This window comes from Haladaptatus sp. (genome assembly GCF_049589095.1).
In the GTDB taxonomy this organism is placed as follows: Archaea; Halobacteriota; Halobacteria; order Halobacteriales; family Haladaptataceae; genus Haladaptatus.
Map to the genome: position 1 here is coordinate 1 of NZ_JBAWAC010000369.1, position 11,709 is coordinate 11,709.

General features: G+C 59.6%; 13 protein-coding genes and 1 tRNA gene. 3 read left to right on the plus strand and 11 right to left on the minus strand.

Going from position 1 to position 11,709, the window contains the following annotated elements; genetic code table 11:
* On the minus strand, nucleotides 1-773 hold a 773-nt coding region (locus WBV42_RS11535), incomplete at its 3' end, for an archaeosine biosynthesis radical SAM protein RaSEA (protein ID WP_423986164.1).
* Between the two features lie 15 nt (nucleotides 774-788).
* Nucleotides 789-1,211 (minus strand): VanZ family protein, encoded by a 423-nt coding sequence (locus WBV42_RS11540; RefSeq protein ID WP_423986165.1) that lies wholly within the window; start codon nucleotides 1,209-1,211, stop codon nucleotides 789-791.
* Between the two features lie 407 nt (nucleotides 1,212-1,618).
* Between WBV42_RS11540 and WBV42_RS11545 the strand changes: the two genes are divergently transcribed.
* Together WBV42_RS11545 and WBV42_RS11550 are read left to right on the plus strand one after the other, a co-directional pair.
* Nucleotides 1,619-3,907, plus strand: a complete 2,289-nt coding sequence (locus WBV42_RS11545; protein ID WP_423986166.1) for a PQQ-binding-like beta-propeller repeat protein — start codon at nucleotides 1,619-1,621, stop codon at nucleotides 3,905-3,907.
* Nucleotides 3,908-4,182: 275 nt separating this feature from the next.
* On the plus strand, nucleotides 4,183-5,397 hold the full coding sequence (locus WBV42_RS11550) for a trans-sulfuration enzyme family protein (RefSeq protein WP_423986167.1): 1,215 nt from the start codon (nucleotides 4,183-4,185) through the stop codon (nucleotides 5,395-5,397).
* Nucleotides 5,398-5,399: 2 nt separating this feature from the next.
* Here WBV42_RS11550 and WBV42_RS11555 read toward each other — a convergent pair whose 3' ends face one another.
* The 9 genes from WBV42_RS11555 to WBV42_RS11595 form a co-directional block, all read right to left on the minus strand.
* Entirely contained in the window at nucleotides 5,400-5,669 is a 270-nt protein-coding gene (locus WBV42_RS11555; RefSeq protein ID WP_423986168.1) for a hypothetical protein, read from the minus strand.
* 25 nt (nucleotides 5,670-5,694) lie between these two features.
* Nucleotides 5,695-6,174 carry a hypothetical protein gene (locus WBV42_RS11560; RefSeq protein ID WP_423986169.1) on the minus strand — a complete coding sequence of 160 codons (480 nt, stop codon included), beginning with the start codon at nucleotides 6,172-6,174 and terminating at the stop codon, nucleotides 5,695-5,697.
* A gap of 82 nt (nucleotides 6,175-6,256) precedes the next feature.
* Nucleotides 6,257-7,222: an aldo/keto reductase gene (locus WBV42_RS11565; RefSeq protein ID WP_423986170.1), complete on the minus strand. Its 966-nt coding sequence runs from the start codon at nucleotides 7,220-7,222 to the stop codon at nucleotides 6,257-6,259.
* A gap of 136 nt (nucleotides 7,223-7,358) precedes the next feature.
* Nucleotides 7,359-7,622, minus strand: coding sequence for a hypothetical protein (locus tag WBV42_RS11570; protein WP_423986171.1), 264 nt, complete (start codon nucleotides 7,620-7,622; stop codon nucleotides 7,359-7,361).
* A gap of 220 nt (nucleotides 7,623-7,842) precedes the next feature.
* Entirely contained in the window at nucleotides 7,843-8,649 is an 807-nt protein-coding gene (locus WBV42_RS11575) for a ZIP family metal transporter (RefSeq protein ID WP_423986172.1), read from the minus strand.
* A 347-nt stretch (nucleotides 8,650-8,996) separates the two neighbouring features.
* The gene (locus WBV42_RS11580; protein ID WP_253225394.1) at nucleotides 8,997-9,254 is read right to left on the minus strand and encodes a hypothetical protein; all 258 of its coding nucleotides are present in this window, start codon (nucleotides 9,252-9,254) and stop codon (nucleotides 8,997-8,999) included.
* Nucleotides 9,255-9,524: 270 nt separating this feature from the next.
* Complete coding sequence (locus WBV42_RS11585; protein ID WP_423986173.1) at nucleotides 9,525-9,689, minus strand: hypothetical protein; 165 nt, start codon at nucleotides 9,687-9,689, stop codon at nucleotides 9,525-9,527.
* A gap of 161 nt (nucleotides 9,690-9,850) precedes the next feature.
* Nucleotides 9,851-10,636 (minus strand): lamin tail domain-containing protein, encoded by a 786-nt coding sequence (locus tag WBV42_RS11590; RefSeq protein ID WP_423986174.1) that lies wholly within the window; start codon nucleotides 10,634-10,636, stop codon nucleotides 9,851-9,853.
* 389 nt (nucleotides 10,637-11,025) lie between these two features.
* Nucleotides 11,026-11,177: transfer RNA gene (locus WBV42_RS11595), tRNA-Met, on the minus strand.
* Between the two features lie 192 nt (nucleotides 11,178-11,369).
* Between WBV42_RS11595 and WBV42_RS11600 the strand changes: the two genes are divergently transcribed.
* Nucleotides 11,370-11,709, plus strand: a 340-nt coding sequence (locus WBV42_RS11600) for a DUF7115 domain-containing protein (protein ID WP_423986175.1), incomplete at its 3' end; no start/stop codon positions are given.

An 11,709-nucleotide genomic window follows, 5' to 3' on the forward strand; every position in this document is an offset into this window, starting at 1 on the left:
ATCGTGTACCGCTGGACGTTCGTTGGGTTCATCGAGACGGTGTGGGCGTACTCGGCGCACTTCCGGATGGACTCCTTCATGTCCTGGACGGCCTCCGGTTCCGAGAGAAACGGCGGCTTCATCAGCAGGTATGCTTTGATACCCGCACCGACCGATGCGGCGTTCTCGCTGGCCTGGATGAAATCGTCGAAGTCGAAGTACTTGTTCACACAATCGTGGCGAACGCGGTCGTTCGCCGTCTCCAGCCCGATGGCCACGTCGGTCTCCAGTCCTTCCTCGCGGAAGTCCCGTAGCTTCTCGGGGGTGACGAAGTCCGGCAGGCTCTCCACGACGATCCGGTCGCGGTCGGAAAACGTCTCGGCGATGGCCTTCCGCGTCTCCGCGCCGACTTCGCGCTCGTCCAGGAACGACCCCGAGGTGTAGATTTTGATGAGGCCGCTCTTCTCGTCGGCTCCCTCGCGTTCGTGTTCGAGACAGACGTCGATCTGATCCATCAGCGCGTCGTGAGGGACGCTGCCGCCCTCGACCGATTCGGCGACGTACCCGCACATCGTACAGCCACCCGCGCGCGCCCAGCGACAACCGCCGGTGTTGAGGATGATGGTCAAACTCTGGTACACGCCGTCGGGCGTGTTGTCCTCGTCCAACCACACCCGCGTCGGTTCGTGTGGGTCGTAGTGCTTCTCCTTCCGGGCGCGAATATCGCGCATCACGGAGTTGTGGGCGTCCATGCCCTTGCCCCGCTCGTAGCTCTCGGGCGTCGGCGTACTCATTGTCGGAGAAAACGGTTACGAGCGTAAATCGGCTTCGTCTCGCCGGGCGACGCGCCGCGAGCAGGCGAGGGCCAGCGCGCCGACGACTGCCCCGACCGTGTCGGCGAGCGCGTCCCACATTGACGGGTCCCGAGGGACCGGTATCTGTGCAATCTCCATGGCGATGCCGAAGACGACGGCCGCCACGACCCCAACCGCGAAGACCACGACCCGTCGATAGTCGGGGCGAGACGCCGAGAGCGCGGCGGCGATGGTGGCGGCGAGCACGGCATAGCCGCTCGCATGAAACCACTTGTCCCGACCGACGACCCCGAGCGGGCCGAGTTTTTCCACGCCGACGTCCGGCGACGCGAACACCGAGAAGTAACAGATGACGGCCGCGACGAAGATCACGAGGAGCCACCGGAGGCGGACGGATTCGATTCGGGACCGAGTCATTCGTTCGACTCATCGTCGGGAGATTTGTAAAGGACGACGGTTCGCCCGCGAGACGAGATCACTCCCCTGAACGCGGAGCAAATACTGCACCGAACCTCGAACCCCGCCGAACTATTCGTCATCATTCATCATTATTGGGCAGTTAGGTGAGACAACAATAGCGATTCAACTGACAACGAGTACAACAGTGATTTTAAACCGGGACGGAACGGATGGAAAATTGATCTACTAGCCGATATTACTGCTGAGCTATCGGTGCGGCACAAATGACATATATCTACTTATTTCTGACTATGTGACTCCCAAATAATCTGTACCGATACCATCAATTATGCGAGGCAGAAACAATGCGGGAGAGTCCTTAGAAACCTGATAGCAAATAGGGTGCCATTCCTTCGATGTATCGTATGCCGGAAGATACACGACGTACGTTTTTGAAGACGGTCGGCCTCGCCGTCGGTGCCACGGGCATCGCCGGTGCAACCGGAACGAACCTCGGCGTCCTCGCAGACGGAGATACGCCCTCCACGCCCCTCCTCGATGATGAGAATTGGACCACGTTCCAGTACGATACCGCGCACACCGGTCACTCACCGGGCAGTGCGCCGTCGGAGTATCCCTTCGTCGAATGGAGCAAGCAAATCGGTGACGGTGGATACACCATCTCCCCGCCGACCATCGCCGATGGCACGGGATACACCGTCAACACCAACGGGACGCTGACCGCGTTCGATTTGGAGACGAGGGAAACCGACTGGCAGGTATCGCTACAGAGCGGTACGCCGCAGAAAGACGGACAGCAGACGCACGATCTCAGTCCCACCGTCGCCGGTGACGTGGTACTCGCGTCTGTCCACGGCGTCCTCCACGCCCGCAACATCTCTGACGGGAGCGTGCAGTGGACGAAGTCCTTCGACAACGCGGACACGGAAAACAACTGGATCCTCTCCCCGACGACCGTCACCGACGGAACGGTGTACGTCTCCGCGGACGAGGACGGACTGTACGCCCTCGATTTGGCGGACGGCTCCGAGCGATGGTCCGTGGACGCATCGGGGGAGATGTACGCTCCCGCCGTCGTCGATGGGGTGGCCTACTTCGTAGCGGACGACGGAATCCACGCACTCGATGCCGACGACGGTACCGAACAGTGGCACGTCGAAGAAAACCGCAACCCGCACGCAGCACTGACCGTCGCCGACGGCCGCGTTTACGCGGATAATCGAGAGTACGTCATGGCGTACGATGCGGACGACGGAACGGAACGCTGGTCGTACGATGGCTCCGACTATTTCGGCGGTTCGTCCGCGTACGCGGACGGAACGCTGTTTTGCATCACGGAGTCGGGTAATCCGTTCGCTCTCGACGCTGCGACCGGAACGAGGTTGTGGCACTCGTCGGAAGTCGGTGGACAGTCGTCGTCGCTCAGCGTGGCCGATGGCGTTCTGTACCTCATCAACGACGGCGTGTTCGCCACGAAAGACGAAATCGGAGCGTTCGGACTCGACGCGAAAACCGGCGACGTGTTGTGGCGATACCAACCGCGTGACGTGAGTCACTACGCGTACCAACCCGCGTCGCCGACCATCGCGGACGGAACGCTCTACGTCGGCGACGACATGGGCTACGTCTACGCGCTCGCGCCGACGGCACCGGACGCCACGAACTGGCGGTTCGAAACCAAGGCCACGCTGACTTGGGAATCCGATCCCATTCGGAAGGCACACATGTCCCCTGCTGCCGGCGAGGGAACCGTTTACAGCAAAACCGCCGGAGACGTGGTCGCCATCGACGAGGAGAGCGGAACGGAGCGATGGCGATTCGAGGGGGACGCCGAGATCGAACTCGCGCCCGTCTTCACCGATGGAACCGTTTTCATCGCCAGCGAGACTGAGTTGTACGCACTGGATGGACGGGCCGGAACGGTGCAGTGGAAACGGTCGTTCGAGGATCGAATCGATGCGATGACCGGCACCGAGGACGGAACGGTGTACGTCGCCGCCGACGAGCAGGTTTTCGCGCTGGACGCCGAGACGGGGGAACAGGAGTGGGTCGCCCCCGGCGAGCAGTGCTCGCTGCTCCGTTGGCCCGAAACCGACCTCGTCGTAACCGACGATGACGTCCTCTATGCGGGCTACGACCACCTCTACGCCATCGACCGAACCGACGGGACGGTTCGATGGTCGGTACACCACTCCTTCGATGGCCCCAGTCTCGCGGTCGGGGACGGAACCGCTTACGTGGGGACCGATACGAGCGACGACGAACCGGACAACGTGTTGGCGTTCGATGTGGAAGACGGAAGCGAACTGTGGAGTACCCAAATGACGGAGCTACCAATCGACGGAATCGCGGCCGACGACGATTCCCTGTACGTGACGCTCGAAGACGGGAAAACGCCGCTGCTCGTCGAGTTGTCGGCCGACGACGGAACGGAACGATGGCGGTTCGAGGGCAACGACGACGGGGACGGTGTCGTCCCCGCACCCGTCATCGCGGGCGACACCGTCTACTTCGCGGCGAACAGGCGAGTACACGCGTTCGACCGTAATGGGAACCGGACGGGACGCTGGGAGACGACCGGCCCGATAGGCGAATCGCCCGTCGTCACCGACGACGCGGTGTACGTCCCGAGCGCGGACCATATCAAGAGCGGCCTCCTCAACTTCGTCTACTCCTTCGACCGCGACGAATAGCGATGGGCACGCTCCGGACCCGTTTGTTTCTCCTCGTCTTGGAGTGACCGTTCTCCCGTCGCCGACGCGGTCATCGCCACCGACCGAAGAGCACGCGCGCGAGCGAATCGCCGTCAGAAACCGCCGATTCGACGCCTGAGTTTAGCCGAAACACCTCGGAAAATTTTCATCCCGATGTCTCACGATAATTCAGAAAGAATCGCCATTCTCGCGGCGCATGGCAACATCTGCCGTATCGAAAGCTTCTAAGTCTGGTTCTCGAACGGGACGATAGGATGTCCGACGAATCCGGAGACTCCCCGAAATTCGAAACGATGGCGGTGACGCACGCGGAACAACCGCCCCATCACGAACGAGCAGGCGACGTAACGATGCCGATTCACCTCGCATCGACGTACGAGGCGGGCGGTATCGACCCGGACGTGGGTCTCGAGGATTTGGATCCTGACGAGAACCAGTATCTCTACTCGCGTCTCGCCAACCCGACCCGCAATGCGCTGGAACACCGACTTGCGGCGCTCGAAGGCGGCGACTACGGGATGGCCTTCGCCTCCGGAACCTCCGCGATCGTCGCCACCATCACGGCGTCGGTTCGGCCCGGCGACCACGTCGTCGCGTTCGACGACCTGTACGGCGGCACCAAGACGATGCTCAAGGAGTTGTTCCGCGAGCGCCTCGACGTGGGCGTGGATTTCGTGGACGCCCGGGACACCGACGCCGTCTCCGACGCCGTCCGAGACGACACCGCCCTCATCTGGATGGAGACGCCGACAAACCCCCTGCTCCGACTCTGTGACATCGAAGCAATCGCCTCCATCGCCGAGTCCGTCGATGCGACCCTCGGCGTGGACAACACCTTCCTCTCGCCGTACTTCCAGCAGCCACTGGAACTCGGTGCCGACGTGGTCGTCCACAGTACGACCAAGTACCTGAACGGCCACAGCGACTCCATCGGCGGTGCCGTCATCACGGACGACGCCGACCTCGCCGACGAAATCGGCTTCCTCCAGCAGGTCGGCATGGGCAACATGCTCGCGCCGTTCGACGCCTTCCTCACCCTCCGCGGGTTGAAGACGCTCCCGCTCCGGATGCGTCAGCACGAGTCCAACGCCGCCGAAATCGCCGCGTACCTCGACGAACACGACGCGGTCTCGACGGTGTACTACCCTGGACTCGAATCCCACCCGCAGTACGAACTCGCCCAACGTCAGATGGACGGCGGCGGTGGCGTCCTCTCGTTCGAAATCGACGGCGGCCTCGAAACCGTGGAGCGCTTCGTCGCCGAACTGGACGAGTTCCCGCTGGCCGTCAGTCTGGGCGGCGTCGAATCGCTCATCGAGCACCCGGCGAGCATGACCCACGCGCCGCTGACGCCGGAAGAACGCGAGGAAATCGGCATCTCGGATTCGTTGTTGCGCGTGTCCGTCGGCGTGGAACATCCGAAGGACCTCATCGCCGACCTGGAGTCGGCGTTCGAAGCGCTAGAATAGCGTTAGAGGTACCAGAACACCGCCATTCCGACGAGGAACGAGACGGCGGCGAGGGCTAAAATCGCGAGTCGCTGTACTGCGCTCGCGGACTCCGGGTCCGCGACGCGGTTCGGACCACGGAACTGCATGACGCCGATGGCGACGAGCGGTAGCCCGGCAATCGAACCGAGTATCGCGTACGGCGAAACGAGGGTGGAACCGACGAGAAATGCGAGGGCCGTCGTGACACCGATAATGATGGACCCGATTCCCCGCTTTTGATGCTGTTCCATACCTGAGGCACCTCGTTCGAATCAGTTAGTCGTTCGGTTGTCTCGGTGACACCAGTTTCGAACCGAGTGCACCGGTGAGGGCACCAACCAGCAGCAGACAGACGAGCGTTCCGGCGAGGACGGAGGTGTCACTGTCGGCGACGAGCCATTTGCCGAGTTCCGCGACCAGTCCGTCAGCCCCGACGAACAACGCGGCCCCTCCCGCGAGAATCTCGAGCGATATGGCGGCGGTGAGCAGTCCGTGAACCCCGCCGCGGACCGAATTACCCCCCGCGAACTTCCCCGTGACGTAGCTACCGACCGGAAACGCCAGCGTGCTGGCGAGTGCTGCCGCGCCGAACAGCGTGTCGAACACGCCGACGAGCACGAGGAGCGCGGGAACGAGATGCGCGCCGAGCGTGATGATCAGTCCGACTGCGACCGCCCCACCGTCGATTCGGGAGGGTGCCGACGGTCGACTCTTCGCCCGGCGAACCCTGGTCAACGGCGGGTCGTCGTCGCTCATTCGTCATCGCCCCGTTCGATGGTCGGTACCGTCCATACTATCGAATCGTTCGCTATCCATCAAAAACGCTTGGCTCCGGAAATTACGCCGATTTCGCGTCCGTCAGTCGCTTGAACTGGTCGTCGGTGAGCGACACCTCGGTCGCGGCGAGGTTCTCGTCCAACTGTTCGACGGTTCGTGCGCCGATGATGGGTGCGGTGACGGCGTCGTGTTCGAGCAACCACGCGAGGCTGACCTTCGCGGGCGTCGTCCCGATTTCGTCGGCCACTTCTTCGACGACGTCCAGCACGTCGAAGTTCTCCTCGGTGAGGTAGCTGTCGCGGAACTGCTGGTCGGTCGCACCGCGGGTTCCCGCCGCCGGTTCCTCGTCGCGTTCGTACTTGCCGGTCAGGAAGCCACCGGCCAGTGGCGACCACGGGATGATACCCATGTCGTAGTCCTCGCACATCGGGATGTAGTTCGGCTCGGTTTCCCGGTTGACGAGGTTGTAGCGGGGCTGTGCGAGGCGGAATGGCTCGTACTCCATCTCGTTGGCCTTGACGACCTTCCACGCGTTGGGTTCGAGCGTCGAGGTGCCGAGATAGTTCACCTTCCCGTCACGGACGAAACCATCGAGCGTCCGCATGAACTCGCCTGCAGGAGTTTCGTCGTCCCAACGGTGGATGTAGAGCAAGTCGACGTAGTCGGTGCCGAGGCGGTCCAGAATGAGGTCCATCTGTCGTCGCAGGTGCTTACGGGAGAGACCGCGGCCGTTCGGGTCGTCCTTCCGGGTCGGCCAGTAGATCTTGGACGCGATGACGAAGTCCTCGCGGTCACGGTCGGCGAGCCAGTTGCCGATGTATCGCTCGCTCTCCCCGTCGCCGTACATGTCGGCGGTGTCGATGAAGTTCCCGCCCGCGTCGGCGTAGGCGTCGAGCAGTTCGTGAGCACGGTCCTCGTCGATTTCGACTTCGCCTTCGTCGTTTTCGTGACCGAATCGCCACGTTCCGAACGAGATCTCGCTTACTTTCGTTCCGGTGTTCCCCAGCGATACGGTTTCGAGCTCCATATCGCATCGTATTCATGCATGACGGTTAAATCGAGCGAAGGAAGGCGACTGGCCGAGCAGAACGGGGGGACCGGAGAGCGACAGCGGGGACCGGAAGAGCGACAGTGGGGACTCGAATAGGGCGAACGAGCGGTCGTTACTTCCGTCCGTATGCGTGTCCGATGAGGAGGGAGATGACGTTACAGCCAAGCAGGCAGAAGAAGACGGTCATCTCTGCGTCAGAGAGACCATTCAGGAGTAAAACGAGATAGCAGAACGGAAAGACGACTGCCGACCAGAAGCCAACGAACTGGATCGGCGTCGTCAGCGAATGCTCGTTGAATCGCGCGTGCAGTGCGGTGAGTTTCCGGCGGCCGATGGCGAGCGACTCACCATCGTCCTTGTAGGTTGTTCCCGACATGGTAGCACACCCGTGCCCGGCTAAATCGTAGACGAGATACCCCTTATAACGGGCAGAGCGTTGGGATGGATTCACACCGTTTACCGTTGATGAACGGACCTGTCTATTCCCCTCTAACTCCCTCCAATCGTCCTATTTGATTTAAAATCGTTTTTGAACCGGTCTGAGAATCCGCGTTTTTCGTGAATGACGGTATTAGTGGACGGGTTTGCATCAGGGTTCAGATGAACGCCAGTGGGAGCATCAACAGAACGCCGAGGGTGAGCCCTGAAACCAGTTCGCGGTGTCCATCCCCCGGTAGGCTCTGCCCGACTTCGAGCGCTTCGGGGATGAACTCCGAGAGGACGAGGTAAATCATGGCACCCGCGGCGAATCCGAAGCCCATCGGAAGGAACCCGCGTGCGCTACGCACGAAGTAGAAGGCGATGACCGCACCGATCGGTTGCGGAAGGCTGGAAAAGACCGACCACCAGACCATCCGCCACTTTCCCACGCCCATCGCGTTGAGCGGGATGGAAATGGCGACCCCCTCCGGGATGTTGTGAATCGAGATGGCAGCGGTCATGAAGATGGCGAGCAGGGGGATAACGAATCCGTCGAAGTGGTAGCCGCCTTGGAATCCGAGGTCCGCGAACGAGACGCCGATGGCGACACCTTCCGGAAAACTGTGGACGGTGAGAACGCCGAGGATGAGGACGAGTTTCTTGAAATCCGCCTCTTCGTACTTCTTCGGGTTCACGTCCGCCCCGGAGATGACGTAGTCGCTGACGACGACGAGTGCGACGCCGACCAGTAATCCGATGACGACCCCCTGTACGCTGCCACCGTTTGCGCTCGATAACCCTTCGGAGATAAGTCCGAAGACGGATGCCGAGACCATAATCCCCGATGCGAGTCCCCAAAGAATGACGTTCCAGCGGTCGTTCACCTCTCGGACGAGAAAGAACGGGAGCGCACCGATACCGGTTGCCAGTGCCGTGATCAAGCCCGCGATGAACACCAACGTCAGATTCGCAAAGAGATCCATACCTCGGGTAAGTACTCGATGCGGATAATAGTTATCATCCTAGTTACCATTTTTTGGTGGGCCTAAACTCTATGGGGCGAATTTGGAAACAAGACTTTAAGAATAGGAAAAATTACTTTCTCTATTCCCGAATATGTCTTGTCAAGCGAAACTCCTCGGAGGCAAAGAATGAGTGATCGACGACGAGAATCGATGGAAAACCGTCGGAAGATATCCGGAGTATCGAAACGAATCGGGAAAATCGAATGCCGGGGATTGGGGCGTAGATTCAGGGCGTGAAACCGGGGTGTTGGTGCAGGGTTTGGAGTCCCAATGCAGGGGGCACGAGCGGTTCGTGTTCGTCGTCCTCAATCGCTCTTGTAGCCGTGGCCGACGAACATCGCGACGAGGTTGAGCACGAGGAGCGGGCCGAGCACGTCGATGGAGGGGGCGAGGCGACTCCCGTAGAGCAGGGGAAGATATCCGAACGGAAGCGCAACCGCCGACCAGAAGCCGACGAATTGGACCGGCATGAGGAGCTTTTTCACCGCCGTCCCGACGCCGTGCTGGTCGGGGAATTCGAAGTTCGATGCGCGTTCGTTCCGTAGCGTTGGAGGACTGGACATGATTTCTTCGGGATGTATTTCTCTCTATGACTGGAGGGGTCATATAACAGGCCGAGAGTAAACAGAAATTCACGACATTTCACCCGTCTGTGTCGATTTATCGACGTTTCATAACTCCTTCAAAAGCGCTTAGACCTTTTATTATTCGATTAGAACCCCTATCTCCAATCCGGTTCCGTATGGGGGTGATAACTGACATTCTCGACTATCTCAACTGATTCATTCTGTATGAGGATAGATTACATTTCTTCCCGTTTGGTCGTGTACTGATCATTGATCGCTCTCCGTACTGTTCCAAAATCGGATCCCATTCGGGCGGTAAACGAGGGATGGGGGAAACGTGGTCGATTGGAGGTTCGCTTCGGAGACGACGAGTTCCGTTCGTGCCCCGTTATCGAGGAGTTGCCGACCAGCGTCGGCAAACAGAAGGCTCATGATCGATATGAGTCCTCGAACGAGCGACGATTCGAAGGAGTCGTCCGACGAAAAACAGAATCGAAAAAACTCCACCCACTGTTCGAATAATCGTCGTTGTCGGCTGTTTTCACGACGTCCCGCGTGAAAAAACGAACAAAATCGTCCGTTCTCAGCCGTTGTCAGCAGTCGTCCGTGCCACCGCTGTTCGAACTTGACTCCGAGCCATTCGACGATGTGCTGATGTCGGAATTGTCCGACCCGCTGGAACTGTCACTGGTGGTGGTGTCGTTCGATCCGTCGGAAGTCTCGTCGTCGGTAGTGGTCGTTGTTCCGTCGTCGGTAGTGGTTGTCTCGTTATCGTCAGTCGTAGTCGTGGTTGTCCCGTCGTTAGCGTCCGTCGTGGTTTCGTCGCTCGTTGTAGTGGTTTCCTCTTCCGTCGTGGTTTCTTCGCTCGTCGTACTGTCCTCTTCCGTGGTCGATGTCTCGTCGGTCGTCGTCGAGGTGTCGTCCCCACCGCCGGAACCACCGGAACCGCCACCGAACATGTCGTCCTCGGTGTTTGCGACTTCGTTGTCGTTGGAATCGAGGAGTGCAATCACGTCGCTGCGGTTCCGCTTGATGACCCGTTCGTCGAACGGCGGTTGGACGACGACATCGGCGTCGTCGACCGATACCGCACCGGAGGCGATCTTGATTATCCCACCGGACCCGACCGTAGTCCCACTTGGAATCGTGCCAGTCTGATCCACGCTGTCGTTTCCGTATTCGAAGTCGACGGTCCACCCGGAGAGATCGACCGATCCACCGCTATCGTTGTAGAAGGTGATGGTATCCTCGGTTGCCGATACGTTCAGCACCTTGAACGCCGGTGTCCCGTCCTGCTGTCCGAACGCCTGTGTTGCACCGCCGCCGATCGCGAGTGTCGCTCCTATCCCAGCAAGAACTGTTCTTCGAGTGGGCTCCATGATACATTCGCACCAACACAGATTATACACTTAACATGATTTGGTTACTGAAGTTCATATCCGGAGGAATATAATTTAGGGATGAGCTGACAACTTTAGCGATAAATTCTCAAAATTGAGCCCATTCCATCGAGTCACTAACGATGCCGTCCGGCGATATCGTCCAGATCTCGCGAATACACATATCGAATCAGAAACTAGACAATATCCTTCCAGGAATCTATTTTTGGATCGTGATGGGAAATAAAATCACGACAGATCGCCGCTATGTGGTCCACTCAAAGGAGCCGCATTTCGTGTCGAAAGAATCGACGTACTAGCCGCTCGACACCGTTACACGACCCGGCAAACCAACGGCTACGAAGGATTAGTTTTTCGTAAGAATACGATGCCCGGGGAGGGCTCCGAACCCTCGATCTCCGCATGTCCCAGATTCGAGACCTGGCGGGGTCTCTCGGGCGCATGGGAGGCTTCCAAGGCCTGAGCGCCAAATCTCAGAACCCTATGAGTGCGGCGCTATGTCCAGCTAAGCCACCCGGGCTCGATTACGGATAGGCAACTGGTACTCTTTAAAGTTCCCATCTCGATTGAGGATGTGAGAGTGTCGATTGCCACCGCGTCGCTCGATTTTGTCCACGCGCGAACCGTCTCAGTTAGTGTTCGAGAGGATATGAGTTTTCTCCCTGTCGTGTCTATCCATCGGTCTTAAGACATGGGCATGACCATTCCCATCATGAACGTTCCGGGAATCGTCCAGTCCAGCCTTGGAGACGAACACGTGGCCGCGAAAGTGTCCCTCGGGGGCGAAGATATACTCTACGTGACACCGACGCGGACGCTTATCTATCGTGCCGACGGCTTGCTGAGCGACGAATCCGTCGAGGAGTATCCGCACGATGCGGAGCGAATCAGCGTCTCGGAGGGTCGTCGCAAATCGACCATCACGCTCGATTACGGCATCGACGGCGAGGAGACGCTCAAGATTCCCACGAAGCGCCTCCACGACGCGCTTCACCCCGTCATCGCGGGCGTACTGAACGGCGCGGGCGTCACCGACTCGAACGAGCAGGTCC